The 19,696-nt window shown below is 69.3% G+C and carries 22 protein-coding genes; 13 read left to right on the forward strand and 9 right to left on the reverse strand.

Going from position 1 to position 19,696, the window contains the following annotated elements; all coding sequences use genetic code 11:
* Positions 1-44: 44 nt before the first annotated feature.
* Positions 45-746, reverse strand: coding sequence for an enoyl-CoA hydratase-related protein (locus tag AB0H54_RS29195; protein WP_357349648.1), 702 nt, complete (start codon positions 744-746; stop codon positions 45-47).
* Positions 747-850: 104 nt separating this feature from the next.
* Here AB0H54_RS29195 and AB0H54_RS29200 point away from each other — a divergent pair, with 104 nt between their 5' ends.
* Both AB0H54_RS29200 and AB0H54_RS29205 read left to right on the forward strand, forming a co-directional pair.
* Positions 851-1,630 (forward strand): purine-nucleoside phosphorylase, encoded by a 780-nt coding sequence (locus AB0H54_RS29200; RefSeq protein ID WP_357349650.1) that lies wholly within the window; start codon positions 851-853, stop codon positions 1,628-1,630.
* The gene (locus AB0H54_RS29205; protein WP_357349652.1) at positions 1,631-3,139 is read left to right on the forward strand and encodes a phospho-sugar mutase; all 1,509 of its coding nucleotides are present in this window, start codon (positions 1,631-1,633) and stop codon (positions 3,137-3,139) included.
* A gap of 9 nt (positions 3,140-3,148) precedes the next feature.
* On the opposite strand, the gene AB0H54_RS29210 is transcribed toward AB0H54_RS29205, so the two are convergent.
* Together AB0H54_RS29210 and upp are read right to left on the reverse strand one after the other, a co-directional pair.
* A complete protein-coding gene (locus AB0H54_RS29210) occupies positions 3,149-3,547 on the reverse strand; it encodes a DUF4913 domain-containing protein (protein WP_357349654.1) in 399 nt (132 codons plus the stop codon).
* Between the two features lie 41 nt (positions 3,548-3,588).
* Complete coding sequence (gene upp, locus AB0H54_RS29215; RefSeq protein WP_355271635.1) at positions 3,589-4,212, reverse strand: uracil phosphoribosyltransferase; 624 nt, start codon at positions 4,210-4,212, stop codon at positions 3,589-3,591.
* A gap of 142 nt (positions 4,213-4,354) precedes the next feature.
* Between upp and AB0H54_RS29220 the strand changes: the two genes are divergently transcribed.
* The 5 genes from AB0H54_RS29220 to AB0H54_RS29240 are packed head-to-tail and all read left to right on the forward strand — an operon-like array spanning position 4,355 to position 7,776.
* The gene (locus AB0H54_RS29220; protein WP_357349656.1) at positions 4,355-4,681 is read left to right on the forward strand and encodes a type VII secretion target; all 327 of its coding nucleotides are present in this window, start codon (positions 4,355-4,357) and stop codon (positions 4,679-4,681) included.
* Positions 4,678-5,808 carry a C40 family peptidase gene (locus AB0H54_RS29225; RefSeq protein ID WP_355271631.1) on the forward strand — a complete coding sequence of 377 codons (1,131 nt, stop codon included), beginning with the start codon at positions 4,678-4,680 and terminating at the stop codon, positions 5,806-5,808. The genes AB0H54_RS29220 and AB0H54_RS29225 overlap by 4 nt, the downstream gene beginning before the upstream one ends.
* Positions 5,805-6,158 (forward strand): hypothetical protein, encoded by a 354-nt coding sequence (locus tag AB0H54_RS29230; RefSeq protein ID WP_218717692.1) that lies wholly within the window; start codon positions 5,805-5,807, stop codon positions 6,156-6,158. The genes AB0H54_RS29225 and AB0H54_RS29230 overlap by 4 nt, the downstream gene beginning before the upstream one ends.
* Positions 6,155-6,508: a YbaB/EbfC family nucleoid-associated protein gene (locus AB0H54_RS29235; RefSeq protein ID WP_357349659.1), complete on the forward strand. Its 354-nt coding sequence runs from the start codon at positions 6,155-6,157 to the stop codon at positions 6,506-6,508. The genes AB0H54_RS29230 and AB0H54_RS29235 overlap by 4 nt, the downstream gene beginning before the upstream one ends.
* 20 nt (positions 6,509-6,528) lie before the next feature.
* Positions 6,529-7,776, forward strand: a complete 1,248-nt coding sequence (locus AB0H54_RS29240; RefSeq protein ID WP_357349661.1) for a primosomal protein — start codon at positions 6,529-6,531, stop codon at positions 7,774-7,776.
* A 51-nt stretch (positions 7,777-7,827) separates the two neighbouring features.
* Here the strand turns inward: AB0H54_RS29240 and AB0H54_RS29245 are convergent, their stop codons facing one another.
* From AB0H54_RS29245 to AB0H54_RS29255, 3 genes are all read right to left on the reverse strand, one after another.
* On the reverse strand, positions 7,828-8,925 hold the full coding sequence (locus tag AB0H54_RS29245) for an adenosine deaminase (RefSeq protein WP_355271626.1): 1,098 nt from the start codon (positions 8,923-8,925) through the stop codon (positions 7,828-7,830).
* Between the two features lie 192 nt (positions 8,926-9,117).
* Positions 9,118-10,404 carry a thymidine phosphorylase gene (locus AB0H54_RS29250; RefSeq protein WP_357349663.1) on the reverse strand — a complete coding sequence of 429 codons (1,287 nt, stop codon included), beginning with the start codon at positions 10,402-10,404 and terminating at the stop codon, positions 9,118-9,120.
* A 45-nt stretch (positions 10,405-10,449) separates the two neighbouring features.
* Entirely contained in the window at positions 10,450-10,851 is a 402-nt protein-coding gene (locus tag AB0H54_RS29255) for a cytidine deaminase (RefSeq protein ID WP_355271622.1), read from the reverse strand.
* A 290-nt stretch (positions 10,852-11,141) separates the two neighbouring features.
* On the opposite strand from AB0H54_RS29255, the gene sdhC reads away from it, so the two are divergent.
* From sdhC to AB0H54_RS29275, 4 genes are read left to right on the forward strand one after another with little or no spacing between them, the layout of a single operon-like run.
* On the forward strand, positions 11,142-11,546 hold the full coding sequence (gene sdhC, locus AB0H54_RS29260) for a succinate dehydrogenase, cytochrome b556 subunit (RefSeq protein WP_355271621.1): 405 nt from the start codon (positions 11,142-11,144) through the stop codon (positions 11,544-11,546).
* Between the two features lies 1 nt (position 11,547).
* Positions 11,548-11,982 (forward strand): succinate dehydrogenase hydrophobic membrane anchor subunit, encoded by a 435-nt coding sequence (locus AB0H54_RS29265; protein ID WP_355271620.1) that lies wholly within the window; start codon positions 11,548-11,550, stop codon positions 11,980-11,982.
* A gap of 16 nt (positions 11,983-11,998) precedes the next feature.
* Entirely contained in the window at positions 11,999-13,768 is a 1,770-nt protein-coding gene (sdhA, locus tag AB0H54_RS29270) for a succinate dehydrogenase flavoprotein subunit (protein WP_355271618.1), read from the forward strand.
* On the forward strand, positions 13,768-14,538 hold the full coding sequence (locus tag AB0H54_RS29275) for a succinate dehydrogenase iron-sulfur subunit (RefSeq protein WP_355271616.1): 771 nt from the start codon (positions 13,768-13,770) through the stop codon (positions 14,536-14,538). The genes sdhA and AB0H54_RS29275 overlap by 1 nt, the downstream gene beginning before the upstream one ends.
* Positions 14,539-14,600: 62 nt before the next feature.
* On the opposite strand, the gene sph is transcribed toward AB0H54_RS29275, so the two are convergent.
* From sph to AB0H54_RS29290, 3 genes are all read right to left on the reverse strand, one after another.
* A complete protein-coding gene (gene sph, locus AB0H54_RS29280; protein ID WP_357349666.1) occupies positions 14,601-15,563 on the reverse strand; it encodes a sphingomyelin phosphodiesterase in 963 nt (320 codons plus the stop codon).
* A gap of 112 nt (positions 15,564-15,675) precedes the next feature.
* On the reverse strand, positions 15,676-16,482 hold the full coding sequence (locus tag AB0H54_RS29285; protein WP_357349668.1) for an alpha/beta hydrolase: 807 nt from the start codon (positions 16,480-16,482) through the stop codon (positions 15,676-15,678).
* Positions 16,483-16,545: 63 nt separating this feature from the next.
* Positions 16,546-17,499: a fructosamine kinase family protein gene (locus AB0H54_RS29290; RefSeq protein ID WP_357349670.1), complete on the reverse strand. Its 954-nt coding sequence runs from the start codon at positions 17,497-17,499 to the stop codon at positions 16,546-16,548.
* A 180-nt stretch (positions 17,500-17,679) separates the two neighbouring features.
* Here AB0H54_RS29290 and AB0H54_RS29295 point away from each other — a divergent pair, with 180 nt between their 5' ends.
* Positions 17,680-18,909: a cytochrome P450 gene (locus AB0H54_RS29295; protein WP_357349672.1), complete on the forward strand. Its 1,230-nt coding sequence runs from the start codon at positions 17,680-17,682 to the stop codon at positions 18,907-18,909.
* 28 nt (positions 18,910-18,937) lie between these two features.
* A complete protein-coding gene (locus AB0H54_RS29300) occupies positions 18,938-19,654 on the forward strand; it encodes a TetR/AcrR family transcriptional regulator (protein WP_357349674.1) in 717 nt (238 codons plus the stop codon).
* Positions 19,655-19,696: the final 42 nt, after the last annotated feature.

The following is a 19,696-nucleotide window of genomic DNA, read 5'->3' on the forward strand; positions in this document are numbered from 1 at the left end:
CCAGTCTCGCATCAGGGGGTGTCAGTGGCGCACCGGCGAGCGGCTCAGTTCCCGAACGGGAGGTTCTCGGCGGTGACCGGGGTGGCCAGCGCGGCGAGGGTCTCGGCGTGCAGCGCGGTCTTGATGACGGGGGTGATCGGCTTGCGCAGGCTGGTCAGCGCGGCGGCGCGCTCTAGCGCGGCGGGCAGCACCTGCTCGGCGTCGGCCTTCGCGTCGACGATGCCGGCGGCGATCGCCTCGTCGGCGGCGAACCGGTGACCGGTCGTCATCGCCTGCACGCACACCTGGTTGCTCAACCGGCCCTTGAGCAGGCCGTTCATGCCGATGGTGAACGGCATGCCCAGGTGCACCTCGGGCAGCGACCAGAAGCCGCGGTCGCCGCGCATCACCCGGAAGTCGTGCGAGGAAGCCAGCATCGCGCCCGCGCCGAACGCGTGGCCGTTGATCGCGGCGACGGTGGGCATCGGGAAGGTCAGCAGCCGGGTGTACAGGGTGTGCACGCGGTCGAGGTAGCCGTGGATCTTGTCCAGGTTGCCGAACACCCAGTCGGTGTCGAGACCGTTGCTGTAGTACTTGCCGGTCGCGACCGTGACCAGCGCGGCAGCGCCCTCGGACGCCTCGACCTCGTCGAGGGCGGCGTGGAAGGCATCGATCCAGCCCGGCGAGAAACGGTTCTCGTTGTCGGTCTCCCCCTCGTTTCCGAGGTACAGGACGAACACATCACCGGAGCGCTCCAAATACGGCATGACGGGAAGGATAAACCGCAGCTCGGCAGCTACCTACTTGCGGGTAGCCCCGTGGCCCTCCGGTGCCGCGAACACCCGGCGCCCGCGCCGCATAGACTCACCTCATGCTTGCCGAACAGGCCGCTCAGGCGATCGCCGAACGTACGGGAGTGCCGCGTCATCGCGTGGCCGTGGTGCTGGGATCGGGGTGGCAGGAGGCCGCCGCCGAGATCGGCGCGCCGCAGGCCTCGATCCCCATGCCCGAGTTACCCGGCTTCGGGAAACCCAGCGCGCAGGGCCACGGCGGCATGGTGCATTCGGTCACCGTCGACGACAACGACGTGCTGCTGCTGATGGGCCGTCAGCACCTGTACGAGGGCTACACACCGCAGCAGGTGGTCCACCCGGTGACGGCGGCGATCGCGGCGGGCGCCGAGATCGTGCTGCTCACCAATGCCGCGGGTGGCATCAGGCCCGGCCTGCAGGTCGGCGAGCCGGTGCTCATCGCCGACCACCTCAACCTCACCGCGCGCACGCCGCTGGAAGGCGCCCGCTTCGTCGATCTGGTCGACGCCTGGGACCCCGAACTGCGCGCACTGGCCAGGGAGATCGACCCGAGCCTGACCGAGGGCGTCTACGCCGGGCTCACCGGACCGCAGTACGAGACGCCCGCCGAGATCCGCATGCTGGCCACGATCGGCGCCGACCTGGTCGGTATGTCGACGGTGCTCGAGGCGATCGAGGCGCGCTCGCGCGGCGCGCGGGTGCTCGGCATCTCGCTGGTCACCAACCTGGCGGCCGGGGTCACCGGCCAGCATCTGTCGCACGCGGAGGTGCTCGCCGAGGGGCAGGCGGCCGCGCCCCGGCTCGGCAAGCTGCTGCGCGGGATCCTGGAGCGCGTGTAGATGCTGCGCTTCGGGACCGCGGGCCTGCGTGGACCGCTGCGCGACGGCCCGGACGGCATGAACGTGACCACGGTGTCGCGGGCGAGCGCTGGTGTCGCGGCCTGGCTGCGTGAGCGGTGCCTCGGTGGTGGCGCGGTCGTCGTCGGGCGCGATGCCAGGCACGGCTCGGCCGAGTTCGCCACCGCCACCGCCGAGATCTTCACCGCGGCGGGCTTTCCGGTGACACTGCTGCCCGAACCGGTACCGACGCCGGTGGTGGCGTTCGCGGTCCGGCAGCTCGGCGCGGTGGCCGGGGTGCAGATCACCGCGTCGCACAATCCGCCGGCCGACAACGGCTACAAGGTGTACCTCGACGGCGGGTCCCAGCTGATCGCGCCCGCTGACACCGAGATCGAACGGTGCATCGACTACGTCGTGGAACCTGTTGCGCGGGAGTCCGTTTCCCCGTCCGGGGCCGAACTGGTCGACCGCTACCTCGCACGGGTCGCCGAGTTGCCCGGCGTGCTCGGCGGTGCGGGTGAGCGGGCTCCGGTGCGGATCGCGCTGACCGCGCTGCACGGTGTCGGCGGCGAGCTCGCGGTGCGGGCGCTGGCGGCCGCAGGGTTCACCGATGTGCACGTCGTCGACGAGCAGTTCGCCCCGGACCCCGACTTCCCCACCGTCGCCTTCCCGAACCCGGAGGAGCCCGGCGCGGCCGACCTGCTGCTGGCCCTGGCCGAGCGGGTCGACGCCGACCTGGCGATCGCGCTGGACCCCGATGCCGATCGCTGCGCCCTCGGCGTGCGCGGCGCGCGGGGCTGGCACATGCTGCGCGGCGACGAGACCGGTGTCCTGCTGGCCGATTACGTGCTGCGCACCGCCACCGCCGACCCCCTCGTCGCGACCACCATCGTCTCCTCGCGCCTGCTGTCGAAGCTGGCCCCGGCCCGTTCGGCCCGCTACGCCGAGACCCTCACCGGCTTCAAATGGCTGGCCAGAGCGGGCGAGGGACTCGTCTACGCCTACGAGGAGGCGATCGGCCACTGCGTCGATCCGGCCACCGTCCGCGACAAGGACGGCATCTCCGCCGCCGTCTCGGCCGCCGACCTGGTCGCCCTGCTGAAGGCCCGGCACCGCACCCTTCAGGACGAACTCGACTCCTACGCCGTCGAATTCGGCCTGCACGCGGGCGACCAGGTCTCCCTGCGCCTGCCGGATCAGGCCGCGGCGGGCGCGCTCGCCGCCGCCCTGCGCGCGGACCCGCCCAGCGAGATCGCCGGAACACCGGTGAAATTCACCGACCAGGCCCAGGTCCGCGGCCGGATGCGCACCGATGCCCTGATCTTCGACGCCGACGACTTCCGCATCGTCGTCCGGCCGTCGGGCACCGAACCCAAACTCAAGTGCTACCTGGAGGTCTTCGCCCCGGTCGGGGACGCCGCCGCCCTTCCGCGGGCGCGGGCCTCCGCCGCCGACCGCCTCGCCGAGCTGGCCGCGTACTGCCGGTCCCTCGGTCCGGCGACCGGGTAGCCACCCCCGTCACCGGGTGCCGCGCACCGCCGGACCGTCGAAGAATCCCAGCGCTGCCTCGGGCGGCTCGGCCACCGGCAACGGCTCGGTCGCGCGGTGGCCCCGCTCGATCGAGCAGTGCCGGAACGGCCCCGACGACGAGAGCAGCACGCGGACATGGGGATCCATGTGATCGAGGAGCCACACGCTGATGCCGAACCCGCCGCCCCGCCGCAGGTCCTCCCACGCCTTCCACAGCGCGTCGAGCCGGACCACGGCACCGGCATGTCGCCACCATTCGGGGCACCAGTGCACCTGCTCACCCGGCCGGTATCCCACGCTGTCACCGGCCAGCGCGACGAAATACCCCGACACCCACTCCATCACGTCGGCGTACACCGGATCGACCGGTTCGTCCACACTCCCCATACAGGCAGGATGACACAGATCGCCCGGTCGGCGACGGGATTTCAGCGGGGGCCGAACTGGCGGTCACCCGCGTCGCCGAGGCCGGGGACGATGTAGGCGTTCTCGTTGAGCTTCTCGTCGACGGCGGCGGTGACCAGCCGGACCGGCAGACCGGAGTCGGCCAGGGCCGCAATGCCTTCGGGAGCGGAGACGACGCAGACGGCGGTGATGTCGGTGGCGCCGCGGGCGACGAGCAGCTCGAGGGTGTGGCGCATCGAGCCGCCGGTGGCGAGCATCGGGTCGAGGACGAAGACGGGCAGGCCGGTCAGGTCGGCGGGCAGCGATTCCAGATAGGGCACCGGCTGGTGGGTCTCCTCGTCGCGGGCGATGCCGACGAAACCGACCCGGGCCTGCGGCACGAGATCGGCGGCGGCGTAGACCATGCCGAGGCCGGCGCGCAGCACCGGAACCAGCAGCGGCGGCGCGGCCAGCCGGACACCCTCGGTGACCGCCACCGGCGTGTCGATCGGCGCACGCACGACGGGCGCGTCGCGCAGCGCCTCGTACATCAGAATGCCGGTGAGGTCGCGCAATGCCGTGCGGAAGGCGGCGTTGTCGGTACGGGCGTCCCGCATGGTGCTCAGCAGGGTCGCGGCCAGCGGGTGGTCGACGGTGTCGGTGCGCATGAAAAAACGATAGGGTCACCAGGCGCTCCGGGTACGGCTGCTGGGGAAATTTTCGCGGTCGAGGGAACCGAATGCGGCCTCGGTGCGTCCAAGCAATGGAGTGACGTACTCTGCCCGGGAACTCGAGGATGGGGGAAGTTCGATGACGAAGATGTCGGCCGATGCGGAGGGCATCGTCGCCTACAGCGCGACCGCTGGGGTCATGTCCACCGACCTGGCGACGGCGGTCGCCGGATCGGTAGCCTCCGCGCCCGGCTTGCTCGGCCCGATCATGGGTCTGATCGGCGGCGATTTCGTCGCCGCGTACTCGGCGGCGCACGCCGGTCACGTAGCCGCGATCGGCCAGCTCTCCGCGGTCATGGCGAGCATGAGCGCGGCCACCGCGAGCGCGGCCACCACTCTGGTCGACACCGACGCCGACTTCGCGGGCGGGCTCGGCTCGGCGAGCGAGATCGGCACCGACGCATGATCGACCTCAGCGGACTGGCCCAGCCCCTGCTCGATCTGCTGTCCAGCTTCGGCACCGGCGTGCTCGGCACCGACGGCACGTCCGACGGCCTGCGCTCCACCTCGACCAATCTCGACCAGATCTACGAGCTCGGCCGCAACAGCATCAACAATGTGAACACCGCCTGGGACGGCATGGCGGTCGACGCGGCCACCTCCAAGGCGCTGCGCGTGCAGACCTCCTCGGCCACCCTGTCCGACACCGGCAACGAGATGGCGACGGTCGTCGACCAGGCCGCGGCCTACGTGGAGACCGGGCAGAAGGATCTCGACACCATCGTCAACTCCTTCCTCGCCGACGTGTCGGCGCTGAGCCCCACCCTGGCCACGCCCGTCGGCCTGGCCGCGGTGGTCAGCTCGGCGATCGACCACATCGGTCAGGGGCTCGGCGTCGTCAGCCGGGTCGAGGAGGAGCTGGGCACCCAGACCGCGGCGATCCAGGAACTCACCCCGGCGCCGTCGAGCACCTCGCTGGCGAGCACGTCCTCGGGCATCTCCAGCCTGGCGTCCTCGGCCTCCAGCCTGCTGTCGGGCACCGGCGGCTCGGTGCTGAGCGCCGTCACCTCGGGTCTGTCGAGCGCGCTGAGCAGCACCTCGAGCAGCTCGAAGTCGACCACCACCGGCACGACGAACAACGGCAGCAAGACCTCGACCGGGTCCTCGTCGGGATCGTCGACCGGGTCGACCGGCACCGGCGTCAAGATCACCCTGCCCGACGGCAGCACCGTCGAGGCGCCCAACGAGGAGGCCGCGACGGCGGTGCGCTCGGCGATCAGCGCCGTCGGCACCCCGTACGTGTGGGGCGGCAACAGCCCGGGCTCCGGCATCGACTGCAGCGGCCTGACCCAGTACGCCTACGGCGAGGCGGGGGTCGACCTGCCCCGGCTCGCCCAGGAACAGCACATCGGACATCCTCAGGTGTCCCCCGGTGACCTGATGCCGGGCGATCTGGCCGTGTGGGACGGCCATGTCGCCATGGTCGTCGGCAACGGGCAGCTCGTCGAGGCAGGCGATCCCGTCTCGATCAGTTCCATCCGAACGGAGAACAGTGGCATGGAGTTCTACGGCTTCTACAGGCCTACCGCATGACCGGCACGCCGATCCCCGAGGTTCCCAATGTGGAGTCCGCGGTCAGCACCAACCGGTCCGGCACCATCTCGGTCCGCGCGACCAGCATGGGCCTGCCGATCGCGATCAAGTTCGAACGCAGCGAGTACCAGTACGGTGCCCAGGCGCTCGCCGATGAGATCCTCCGCCTGACCAGGCGTTCGACCATCGCCGCCGCGGCCCGCCTGCGCGAGATCTACAGCGAGCAGGCCGAGATCCCGGACCACCTGCTGGACCGGATGAACCTGCCCACCCGGCGCCAGGCGGTCGACGAGCTCGATCGCATCGACGACGCCGACACCGGTCAGACGAGTTGGATGAGGCCACTGTGAGCGCGGAAATGGATGCCCTGGTCGCCGGGGTGACCGGAAAGCTGGAGGCGCTGGAGGCGGCGCTGTACGGGTTGAAGCAGGTCAACGGGCGATTCACGACCGAAGACGGACTCGTCACCGCCGAGGTCAACAGCGACGGCGCCCTGGTCGCGCTGTCCCTGGACGAGGGGATCACCGCCCTGGCCCCCACCGAGGCCGCGCAGCTCATCCTGACGGCCTGCAAACAGGCGACCGAGACCGCCGGTGCGGCACGTTCCAACATCATTGCGACACTGAACGAATCGCTCACCGGGTCCGCCCCGCAGGGGTCGGAGCAATTAGCACCCGGGCCGGATAGTGCCCGGCGCTGAAGGTCGATAGGCTTCGCGTCATGGCTTCTGGAGACATCGTCCCGATCGAGCTCGGTCTGACCGATGGCGATCTCGTCACCCTGTGGGCACCGCGCTGGCGCGACGGTGACGACGAGTGGGAGGCGTTCCTCGGTCACGAGGACGACCTCTACGGATTCGAGTCCGTGGCGGAGCTGGCGGCGTTCATCCGCACCAACTCCGACAACGACCTCGTCGACCACCCGTCCTGGGCGATCATCGCCGGTCTCTCGGCCGCCGAGCTGGAGCCGGAGGAGAACTTCAGCTTCGATCTGGTCGCCGTGCCCGAGCTGGCCGCGGGCGATCCGGACGTCGATGTCGTCGGCGAGCTCGAGGACACCCTGGCGATGGTGCGCAACATCGGCGAGGTGTGCGAGCTCGACGTGGTGACCAAGTTCTTCGGGTCCAACCCGGTGCTCGGCGCGCTGGCCAGCGGGGCGAACACCTTCGTCGGCCGCGACGGCGAGGAGCTGTGGGACCAGGTCGGCGCGGCCATCGTCAAGGGCTGGGACGACGTGCTCGACGCGATCGACAGTGTCGTCAGCACGCCCGAGGTCGACGCGGCCGCGGTCGCCGTCGCCGAGGCCGAACTGCTGGCGGCCGAGGAGAACGAGGTCGACGCCGACGACGCCGCCGAGGAGGACGAGGAGTTCGAGAACGTCGACCTCGACGCCGAGGACGACGACGAAGAGGACGAGGACGACTCCTTCTGGCACGAGGTCGGCATCGACCCGGTCAAGATCGTCACCTCCGACGGCGAGCACTTCACCCTGCGCTGCTACCTCGACGACGAGCCGATCTTCCTCGGCGACGGCCGCACCATCACGGTGTTCGGTTCCGAGCGCGCGCTGGCCCGCTACCTGGCCGACGATCACGAGCACGAGCTGGCCCGGGTCTCCACCTTCGCCGAGGTGCAGACCGCGGCGGTGGACGGTTCGCTCGAGGTCGAGGTGACCGACGAGAACGTCTACGTGCTCACCGGTCTGGTCGACGATCTGGCCGAGGGCCCGGAGGCCGTCGACATCGAGCAGCTCGACCTGGCCGTCGAACTGTTCAGCGACGCCGCCGACTACGCCGACGACGACAGCGTGGAACAGGCGCTGGCGCAGTCGAATCCGCTCGGCTGGTACGTCTCCTACCTGCTGAACCCGGACCCTAACCGGATGGCGCCGAACCCGCCGTTCGCCGCGGAGGCCCAGCAGTTCCGCGACCTGCAGCGCGCGTTCGAAGCGCGGCTCACGCAGGAGTAACGAGCTCGACGGAACAGGGCGGTGCCGAGGCGGCACCGCCCTGTTCGCGTTTCAGCCGATGAGCACGGCGTAGCCCGGCTTGATCACCTCGTCGATGATCTTGAGCCGGTCCGGGAACGGGATGAACGCCGACTTCATCGCATTGATGGTGAAGCGTTCCAGGTCACTCCAGCCGTAGCCGAAGGTGTCCACCAGCTTGAGCATCTCCGCGCTCATGGTGGTGTCGCTCATCAGCCGGTTGTCGGTGTTGACGGTGACCCGGAAGCGCAGCCGCGCGAGCAGGTCGAAGGGATGCTTGTCCAGCGAGGGCACCGCGCCGGTCTGCACGTTCGACGACGGACACAGCTCCAGCGGGACGCGCATGTCGCGCACGTAGTTGGCGACCAGGCCGAGCTGGGCGTCCTCGATATTGCCGGGCACGGTGATGTCGTCGGTGATCCGCACGCCGTGGCCGAGTCGATCGCAGCCGCAGAACGCCAGCGCCTCGTGGATCGACGGCAACCCGAACGCCTCACCCGCGTGAATCGTGAAGTGCGCGTGATTGGCTCGCAGGTATTCGAAGGCGTCGAGGTGGCGGGTGGGCGGGAAGCCCGCCTCGGCGCCCGCGATGTCGAAGCCGCCGACGCCGCGATCCCGGAAGCGGACCGTGAGCTCGGCGATCTCCCGGGACCTGGCCGCGTGCCGCATCGCGGTGAGCAGGCAGGTCACCCGGATGAGGTCGCCCCGCTCGGCCGCGATCGCCTCGCCCTCGCGGAAGCCGGCGATGGTGTGCTCGACGACCTCGTCGAGGGTCAGGCCCTTCTCCAGGTGCTGTTCGGGCGCGAACCGCACCTCGGCGTAGACCACGCCGTCGGCGGCGAGGTCGATCGCGCACTCACGGGCGACCCGCCGCAGGCCCTCGGGGGTCTGCATCACGGCGACGGTGTGGGCGAAGGTCTCCAGGTAGCGCTCCAGCGATCCGCTGTCGGCGGCATCGCGGAACCACGCCCCGAGACTCTCGGCGTCATGGGCGGGTAATTCGTCATAGCCGCAGTCGGCGGCGAGCTCTAGCACCGTCTCGGGCCGCAGACCACCATCGAGGTGATCGTGCAGCAAAGCCTTCGGTGCGCGTCGGATCGAAGCAAGGTCTAGGGGCGCCGGTCCAGTCATGTATCGACGGTAGCGGGGCGCGCGACTTCCGGCAGCGAACTCGCCCCGTGGCAACCGTCTCGTTGATTATCCGCCCTGCGACGGTCTATCGCGGGTCACCCGCGCGGGCATCGGCCGGGCAGTTCCGGCACGACACGACGGCTCGACCGGTCGGCTCCTTCGCCCGAATCCGGCCCCCCGCGCCCGGCGTTCTCAGCCGATCCGGTCGATGACCAGGTCTCCCGGCTTCGTCTCGGCGGTCGGCGCGACGGCCACCGCGTCGACGAGGGCGGCCAGCGCGCCGTCGAAGGCTTCCGGGGTGTCGGTGTGCAGGGTGAGTAGTGGCTGGCCTGCGATCACGGCGTCGCCGGGTTTGGCGTGCATCTCGATCCCGGCGCCCGCCTGGACCCGCTCGCCCTGCCGGGCGCGACCGGCGCCGAGGCGCCAGGCGGCGAGGCCGACGCCCATCGCGTCGAGCCGGGTGAGGACGCCGGTGGACTCGGCCCGGACGACCTCGGTGTGCCGGGCGACCGGCAGCGGCGCGTCGGGGTCGCCGCCCTGCGCCTGGATCATCGCGCGCCAGTGGTCCATGGCCCGGCCGTCGGCGAGGACGTCGGCCGGGTCGACGTGCAGTCCGGCCTGGGCGACCATCTCGCGGGCCAGCGTGAGCGTCAGCTCGATCACGTCGGCCGGGCCGCCGCCGGCGAGCACCTCCACCGACTCGGCGACCTCGAGCGCGTTGCCCGCGGTCCGCCCGAGCGGGGTGTCCATCGCGGTGAGCAGGGCGACCGTCCGCACGCCCGCGTCCCGGCCGAGCTCGACCATCGCCGTCGCCAGTTCCCTGGCACCGTCGACGGTCTTGAGGAAGGCGCCGGAGCCGACCTTCACGTCCAGGACCAGCGCCGCCGTCCCCTCGGCGATCTTCTTGCTCATGATCGAACTCGCGATCAGCGGGATCGACTCGACCGTGCCGGTGACATCGCGCAGCGCGTAGAGCCGTTTGTCGGCGGGCGCCAGATCGGCACCCGCCGCGCACACCACCGCGCCGATCGCGGGGTCGGCCAGGATCTCGCGCATCCGCGGCACCGTGACATCGGCGCGCCAGCCCGGGATCGACTCGAGTTTGTCGAGGGTGCCGCCCGTGTGCCCGAGCCCACGGCCCGACAGCTGCGGCACCGCGGCACCGCAGGCCGCCACCAGCGGGGCCAGCGGCAGCGTGATCTTGTCGCCGACCCCGCCGGTCGAATGCTTGTCCACGGTGGGCCGGGGCAGGTCGGTGAAGTCCATCCGGCTGCCCGAGCCGATCATCGCCGCCGTCCAGCGGGCGGTCTCGCGCCGGGTCATCCCCCGCCACACGATCGCCATGGCCAGCGCCGACATCTGCTCGTCGGCGACGATCCCCCGGGTGAAGCCATCCACCACCCAGTCGATCTGCGCGTCGGAGAGCTCCGCTCCATCGCGCTTACCAGTGATGACCGATACCGCATCCAGTGCCGTCATGCGCCAAGTCTGGCACCGCGGCGGGACAGGGGCAGCTCGGGAGGGCTACCGGCGCCCGGCCGCCAGATCGTCCGGCCCGAACGCGTACGGCAGCAGCTCGCTCAGCGGCTTCGGCCCCGCGGCATGGTCGACGAGCAACTCCGCGCCGCCGTGCTCGAACAACAGCTGACGGCAGCGCCCGCACGGCATCAGGATTTCGCCCCGGGAATCGGTCACCGAGACGGCCACAAGACGGCCGCCACCCGAGGCGAATAAGTTACCGACGAGTACACATTCGGCACACAGCGTTAGCCCATATGAGACATTTTCCACATTGCAACCGCTCACAATTCGGCCGTCCGCCGTGAGAGCCGCCGCACCGACCGGGAAACCCGAGTACGGGGCATACGCCGACCCCATAGCGCGAATTGCCATGTCATGCAAGGTATTCCAGTCGATTTCGGGCATCGCGAACCTCCAGCCGATCCCGCCGAACGCGTCGACAAACGGGCCTTCGCACCAGTATCCGGCAAGGAGAAAGGTAAACCTAACTCGGCCGATTCGCACGCAACGCACGGCACGCCGAATTAGTTCCGCGAAACAGAGAGGATTAGAGTCAGCCGAAGATCGGTTCAGGTTCCCGGCGGCGGGCCAGCGCTCGCGAACACAGCGCAGCCACCTGGGCATTTGCCTCTCCACGCACGCCGGCGTCGGATCTGTGACCGGGTCCATCAACGACGTTGGAGGCACCGCACTCTATGACCACGATAGAAGCTCCGGCTCCGGCCCAGCCGAAGCGGAAGACGCTGTACCGCGGCGACCCTGGCATGTGGTCGTGGGCGCTGCACCGGATCACCGGTGTCACGATCTTCTTCTTCCTCTTCGTGCACGTGCTGGACACGGCACTGGTCCGGGTCAACCCGGTCACCTACGACGAAGCGATCGAGCTGTACAAGAACCCGCTCGTCGCGCTCATGGAGATGGGTCTCGTCGTCTGCGTGCTGTTCCACGCTCTCAACGGCGTCCGCGTCATCCTGGTCGACTTCTGGTCGCAGGGCCCGCGCTTCCAGAAGCAGATGCTGTGGATCGTGCTGACCATCTGGGTTCTGGTCTCCGCCGCCGGCGTCGGCCGCCAGTTCTTCTACCTGCTGACGGAGCACTGATATGTCTGCACCTGTCCTCGGCAAGTCCTACGACCGCCCGGCCAGCCTCGACGCTCCCCGCTCCCCCCGGGCCAAGGCGAACGGCAACTTCGAGAAGTACGCGTGGCTGTTCATGCGCTTCTCCGGCCTGCTGCTCATCGTGCTGGTGCTCGGCCACATGTTCATCATGCTGATGATCGACGGTGGCGTGAACCGGCTGAACTTCGCCTTCGTGGCCGGTCGCTGGTCCAGCCCGTTCTGGCAGTTCTGGGACCTGACCATGCTCTGGCTGGCCCAGCTGCACGGCGGCAACGGTCTGCGGACCGTCATCGATGACTACTCCCGCAAGGACTCCACCCGGTTCTGGCTCAAGACCATTCTCGCGGTCTCGATGATCCTGGTGATGAGCGTCGGCACGTACGTCATCTTCACCTTCGACCCCAACATCACCGGTTAGGAACAGGCCACCTCGCATGAGTGAATCCCGTCCGATTCAGGAGCATCGCTACGACGTCGTCATCGTCGGCGCCGGTGGCGCGGGTATGCGCGCGGCGATCGAGGCCGGTCCCCGGGCTCGCACCGCGGTCCTGACCAAGCTGTACCCGACGCGCAGCCACACCGGCGCGGCCCAGGGCGGCATGTGCGCCGCGCTGGCCAACGTCGAAGAAGACAACTGGGAATGGCACACCTTCGACACTGTCAAGGGTGGTGACTACCTGGTCGACCAGGACGCCGCGGAGATCATGGCCAAGGAGGCCATCGACGCGGTGATGGACCTGGAGAAGATGGGCCTGCCGTTCAACCGCACGCCCGAGGGCAAGATCGACCAGCGTCGTTTCGGTGGCCACACCCGTGACCACGGCAAGGCGCCCGTGCGTCGCGCGTGTTATGCCGCCGACCGCACCGGTCACATGATCCTGCAGACGCTGTACCAGAACTGCGTCAAGCACGACGTCGAGTTCTACAACGAGTTCTACGTGCTCGACCTGGTGATGACCGACACCGAGCGTGGCCCCGTCGCCACCGGCGTCGTCGCCTACGAGCTGGCCACCGGCGAGATCCACGTCTTCCACGCGAAGTCGATCGTGTTCGCCACCGGCGGCTCGGGCCGCATGTACAAGACCACCTCGAACGCGCACACGCTGACCGGTGACGGCATGGCGATCGTGTTCCGCAAGGGCCTGCCGCTCGAGGACATGGAGTTCCACCAGTTCCACCCGACAGGCCTCGCGGGCCTGGGCATCCTCATCTCCGAGGCTGTTCGTGGTGAGGGTGGCATCCTGCGCAACGCCTCCGGTGAGCGCTTCATGGAGCGCTACGCCCCCACCATCAAGGACCTCGCGCCGCGCGACATCGTCGCCCGCTCGATGGTGCTCGAGGTGGCCGAGGGCCGCGGCGCCGGCCCGAACAAGGACTACGTCTACATCGACGTGACCCACCTCGGCGAGGACGTGCTCGAGGAGAAGCTCCCCGACATCACCGAGTTCGCGCGCACCTACCTGGGCGTCGACCCGGTCAAGGAGCTCGTGCCGGTCATGCCGACCTGCCACTACGTGATGGGCGGTATCCCCACCCGCATCCGTGGCGAGGTGCTGCGCAACAACACCGACGTGGTCCCCGGCCTGTACGCCGCCGGTGAGTGCGCCTGCGTGTCCGTGCACGGCGCGAACCGCCTGGGCACCAACTCGCTGCTCGACATCAACGTGTTCGGCAGGCGCGCCGGTATCGCCGCCGCCGAGTACGCCCAGCGCACCGAGTTCGTCGAGATGCCCGAGGACCCGGCCAAGATGGTGCAGGACTGGCTGGCGCTGATCCTGTCCGACCACGGCAACGAGCGCGTGGCCGATATCCGCACCGAGCTGCAGGCCACGATGGATGCCAACGCGGGCGTGTTCCGCACCGAGGAGACCCTCAAGAAGGTCCTCACCGACATCCACACGCTCAAGGAGCGCTACACCCGGATCACGGTGCAGGACAAGGGCAAGCGCTACAACAGCGACCTGCTCGAGGCCGTCGAGCTGGGCTTCCTGCTCGAGCTGGCCGAGGTCACCGTCGTCGGCGCGCTCAACCGCAAGGAATCGCGTGGCGGCCACGCCCGCGAGGACTACCCGGACCGCGACGACGTCAACTTCATGCGGCACACGATGGCCTACAAGGAGGGTCCGGAACTCCTCTCCGAGATCCGCCTCGACTTCAAGCCGGTGGTGCAGACCCGCTACGAGCCGATGGAGCGTAAGTACTGATGACTGCTGTAGCCGAACCCACCACGCAGAAGCCGGCTCCCGTTCCCGAGGGCTCGGTCATGGTCACCGTCAAGGTGGCCCGGTTCAGCACCGAGGACGACAAGGGCGCGCACTGGGATTCGTTCCAGGTGCCGGTCCTGCCGACCGACCGCTTCCTCAACGTGCTGATCTACATCAAGTCCTACCTGGACGGCACCCTCACCTTCCGGCGCTCCTGCGCCCACGGTGTGTGCGGTTCGGACGCGATGCGGATCAACGGCGTGAACCGGCTGGCCTGCAAGGTGCTGATGAAGGACCTGCTGCCCAAGGGCGACAAGACCCTCACCATGACCGTCGAGCCGATCCGCGGCCTGCCCGTGGAGAAGGACCTCGTGGTCGACATGGAGCCGTTCTTCGACGCGTTCCGTGCCGTCAAGCCGTACCTGATCACCTCGGGTAACGAGCCCACCCGCGAGCGCATCCAGAGCCAGCACGACCGTGCCCGGTTCGACGACACCACCAAGTGCATCCTGTGCGCCTGCTGCACCACCTCCTGCCCCGTGTACTGGAGCGACGGCAGCTACTTCGGCCCGGCCGCGATCGTGAACGCGCACCGCTTCATCTTCGACAGCCGTGACGAGGCCGCCCGCGAGCGTCTCGACATCCTCAACGACGTCGAGGGCGTGTGGCGCTGCCGCACCACCTTCAACTGCACCGACGCGTGCCCCCGTGGCATCGAGGTCACCAAGGCCATCCAGGAAGTCAAGCGGGCCCTGCTCTTCACCCGCTGACCCTCCCCCGGTCCACGAAGGCCGCCTTCATCTTTCGAGATGAAGGCGGCCTTCGTCGTCGGTCAGCCGTTGGAGCCGAACACCGGGTAGTGGTCGCTGTAGTCGGTGTAGGTGTAGGTGGTGCCCGTGGCGGTGACGCTCCAGGAGGGGCTCTTCACGCGACGGGTCTCGTTGACGTAGCGGCTGGGGACGGGGTGGCCGCTGATGGGCAACACGTAGTCGAGGTGCTCGGCGGCGTATTCGGGGCCGTACTGGTCGAGGCAGACCGAGTTGTCGGCGCAGTCCCACGAGTGCGGGTGCCCGGTGTGCTCGGGACCGACGGCGCCGAGTTCGGCGAGCATCGCGGGATATTCGGCGCTGGATTCGATGACGTTCATATCGCCTGCCACGTAGACCGGCTCGCCGGCGGGGATGCGCTCGGCGGCGAGGAACGCCGCGATCTGCGCGCGCTGCTTGGCCCGCACCTGACCCGGCTGGCCCGCGCTGCACCCGTCGTCCTCGGACTGCATGTGCGTGCCGATCACGTGGATGGCACCGCCCGGCGCGGCCAGCTTCACGTAGGCGAAGCCCTTGTTGGAGAACCAGTCCGCGCCGCACGCGTCCTTGTACACGAACTGCACCTTGCGGCTGATCGGCCAGCGGCTGACGATGGCGACACCGCCGTCCTCCGGCGTGGTCGCGGAGTACGACCCCTGGGTCGCGTCCCAGCCCGAGCGCGACCGGCCGACCACCGACGTCTGGTTCGGGTGGGTCCGCCGCAGATTGTTCAGCAGCCGGTCACCACCCTCGTTGTGGAACAGCTCCTGGAGCACCACCACGTCCTGATCGGCCAGCACATTCTGCTGCGCGATCAGATCGGCACGCTGCTCCTGCCCCCAGTTGGGGTAGAGGGCCTCCGGCAGCATGAAGACGTTGTAGGAGGCGATCTTCGCCGGTGGGCCCGCGTGTGGCGCGGCGCCGGCGGGAGCGACGGGGAGCAGTGCGGCCGCACCGCACAGGGCGGCGAGTGCCAGTCGTTTGAACATGAGGCATTTTGATCATGCGCCCATCTTTGCGGCCGCCACTCGGGAAGCTCTACATCTAATCGTTACAGGAAACGTAAATCTGTAATCCCGAATCCAGGGGCGTCACGACGCGCTACCGATCGGCCACGAAGGCGGTGATCGCCACGGCGAGACCGGCGGCATGGGTGAGGGCGAGGCCGTGGTCGGCGTCGGCGAACAGCACCGATTCGGCCCGCGGGAACCAGGTGGTGATCAGCTCGGCGACCTCGGCGAACCACGGGCCGCTCGCCGTACCGCCGAGGTAGAGCACCGGCGCCTGGACACGGGCCGCGTCGGTGGCGGTGAAGGTCCAGGTCAGCAGCGCGGGCAGATCGGTGGCGAAGAAGGTTTCGGCGTCGGCCGTCGCCTGCTCCCGCGCCCCGGGCAGCTGCCGATCCAGGATGTCGCGCCAGCCCGATCCGCTGACGATGCCCATCAGGTGGTCGAGGGCGACGGCACTCCCCGCCGCCCGGTACTCCCGCTGGAGTTCGGCGTTGACGGAACGGAATTCGGCGACGTGGACCGGCGGCGGCTCGATCAGGACGAGCGAGCGGACCCGCTCCGGCGCGTCGGCCGCCAGCTGGAGAGCGACGGCCCCGCTGTAGGAGAGCCCGAGCACATGCGCGGAGTCGATGCCCAGCGCGGTCAGCAGGGCCGCGCAGTCCCGCGCGTCGCGGCCGATCGAGCCGGGTCCCGACACCGGGTCGCTGCCCGAGTACCCGCGACGGTGGTAGCGGATCGTGCTGAAGTCACGATCGAGCGCGGTCGCGAGCGGCGCGCATTCCTCGGCGAGCAGCCCGGTTTGGATCAGGACGAGCGGCGGCCCGGCGCCACCGATGATCACCTCCAGGCCGACCTCGCCCGCACGCACCCGGCGAGCACCGCCGCGATGGCTGGACATAGCGGCCACCTCGATCCATCGAGCCTGCTCAGCCAGTCTATCCGGGCAGCGGCGATCGACTCGCTATCGATAGCGCCGCGCGGCGTCGAGGACCGCCGTGCGATACGAGCGGCCGAACAGGGTGGCGTGGACCAGCAGGATCGGCAGGGTGTGGAGTGCGATGCGGTCTTTCCAGCCGGGGGCGAGGGGGTGGATCTCGTTGTAGGCGGCGATGATTCGGGAGAAGTGCGGGGCACCGCCGAAGAGCGTCAGGGTGGCCAGGTCGGTTTCGCGGTGGCCACCGTGGGCGGCGGGATCGATCAGCCAGGGGGTGTCGTCGCGGCCCCAGACGATGTTGCCGGGCCACAGGTCGCCGTGGATCCGGGCCGGAGGTTCCGACGGCGCCTCGATGTGGATCGTTGCGACGAGCGCGGCGTCGGCGGGGTCGAGACCGCCCGCGTCGACGGCGAGTTCCAGCAGCGGCAGGATGCGGTTCGCACGGAACCAGGTCGGCCAGTCCTCGCCCAGGGTGTCGTCCAGGGGCAGGCCCGCGAGGAATCCGGCCGGCACGGCGGCATCGGGCGTGCGGGAGCGCTGCCCGGCACCCGAGGGGGCGGTGTGGAGTGACACTGCCGCGCCGAAGCAGGGCGCGCCCGCTCGATGGGTGGTGGCGAGCCGGCGCCCGAAACGCTCGGCGGCGGCGGCACTCGGCTCGGCGTGCTCGATCCACTCCAGGAGCAGCAGTTCGCCGGTGACCGCGTACACCTCGGGCACCGCGACCCCGCCCGCCGCCCTCAGCCAGCGCAGACCGTCCGCTTCGGCCGCGAAGAGACCGGCGGGCGCGGCGGTGGCCTCGGCCGTCGGCGCGGCGGACACGCCGCCCGGCCAGGTCTTGAGGAACAACTGGGTGCCGTCGTCGAGCACGATCCGCTCGGCGACGCTGATCGAGCCGCCCGGCACGGGCGTCGTGCGCAACCGCTGGTGCGCGAGAAAGGTCGGCAGCAGATGCGGGTTCGCGCGCAGAAACGGCAGGTCCACGCGGCCATCTTGCCCAGCGGGCGGGGCTCGCGGTCGGCGAACCGCCCGATTCTTCTCGACAGGTTTTATAAACGGGTATTACTAAACGCTGTTCATAAACGGGTCGGACGTGGTTTCATCATCACGAACGTGTTCCACATCACGTTGTGACGTCCGCGCACCGGACCGGAGGAGACAGCCGTGACCAGCACCAACATCCCCGCGGGGTTCGATTTCACCGATCCCGATCTGCTCGCAAGCCGACTGCCGATCGAGGAGTTCGCGCAGCTGCGGCGCACCGCCCCGGTCTGGTGGTGCGCCCAGCCGGACCGCGCCAGCGGATTCGACGACGGCGGCTACTGGGTGGTGAGCAAGCTCGCCGACATCAAGGAGATCTCCAAGAACCCCGACGACTTCTCCTCGCACGAGAACGGCGCGATCATCCGGTTCAACGAGGAGACCACCCGCGAGCAGATCGACATGCTCGGCAACATGCTGATGCTGAACCTGGATCCGCCGCAGCACACCAAGATCCGCCGCATCGTGTCCAAGGGCTTCACCCCGCGCGCGGTGGAGAACCTGCGCGCCGCGCTCACCGAGCGGGCCGAGCGGATCGTCTGGGAGGCCAAGAAGTCCGGGCGGGGCGACTTCGTCGAGCAGGTGGCCGTCGAACTGCCGCTGCAGGCGATCGCCGAACTGCTCGGCGTCCCGCAGGAGGACCGTCGCAAGATCTTCGACTGGACCAACCAGATGATCTCCTACGACGATCCGGAGTTCGAGGGCAACCACCACGTGGCCACCGCCGAGGTGATGGGCTACGCCTGGAACATGGCCGAGCAGCGCCGGGGGTGTCCGGCCGCCGACATCGTCACCCAGCTGGTCAACGCCGACGTCGACGGCGAGCACCTGGGTTCCGACGAGTTCGCCTTCTTCGTCATCCTGCTCGCCGTCGCGGGCAACGAGACCACCCGCAACTCGATCACCCACGGCATGAAGGCCTTCGTCGACAACCCCGCCCAGTGGGAGCTCTACAAGGAGCAGCGCCCGCGCACCGCGCCGGACGAGATCGTGCGCTGGGCGACCCCGGTGACCGCGTTCCAGCGCACCGCCACCCGCGACCTGGAACTGGGCGGGCAGCAGATCAAGAAGGGCCAGCGGATCGGGTTGTTCTACAGCTCGGCCAACTTCGACGAGGAGCCCTTCACCAACCCGTTCGAGTTCGACGTGCTGCGCAACCCGAATCCGCATGTCGGCTTCGGCGGCACCGGCACGCACTACTGCGTCGGGGCGAATCTGGCCCGCCTGGAGATCGACCTGATGTTCAATGCCATTGCCGACGCGATGCCGAACCTGCGTCAGGTCGCCGACCCGGTGCGGCTGCGCAGCGGCTGGCTCAACGGCATCAAGCGCTGGGAGGTCGAATACGCTTGACCCGAAACATGATCGAGGGGGTGGCCGGGTGACGGGCAAGGCGCGTGGGCGCGCGCCCGTGGTGACCGACGCCGATATCCGGCGGGTCGCCAGGGCGCAGCTGGCCGCGCAGGGACCGGACGCGGTCACCCTGCGCGCGATCGCCCGCGAGCTGGGCGTCACCGCGCCCGCGCTCTATCGGCACTACGCCTCGCGCGACGAGCTGATCGAGCGGTTGCGGGTGGAGTTCTGCACCGATCTGGCCGCGTTCCTCTCGACCGAGATCGCCGTGCTGTCCGACGACGGCGCGGTGCAGTTCCTGGCCATCTGCCGCGGTTTCCGGCGGTGGGCGCTGGCGAATCCCCGGGAGTTCACCCTGGTGTTCGCCTCGCCCACCTCGGGCCGGTCGATGATGCGCCGGTTCGACGAACCCTTCGGCCGGATCTTCCTCGCCGCGGCGGGCAGGCTGCTGGTCGGCTTCGAGATCGCCACCCCGCCCGGTGAGACCATCCCGCCCGCGCTGCGCGATGATCTCGTCGCCTTCCAGACCGACCTGCTGGCGATGCTCTCGGAGTCCGGCCAGAAGTTCCCGGCCGAGAAGCTGGATCTGGGCGTCACCTATCTGATGGTGCAGATCTGGGCCAGACTGTTCGGCCACGTCACCCTCGAGGTGTTCGGCAACTACCCCATCCCGCTGGCCGACCCGGAGATCATGTTCGACGCCATGCTCGCCGACCTGGCCAGGACCACCGGTTTCGCCGACTGAGTGACCGACGCCTCGACAGTGTCGGTGCCGTCGGTCAAGATC

Origin of the sequence: Nocardia sp. NPDC050718, assembly GCF_040654235.1 — a bacterium.
Taxonomy (GTDB): domain Bacteria; phylum Actinomycetota; class Actinomycetes; order Mycobacteriales; family Mycobacteriaceae; genus Nocardia.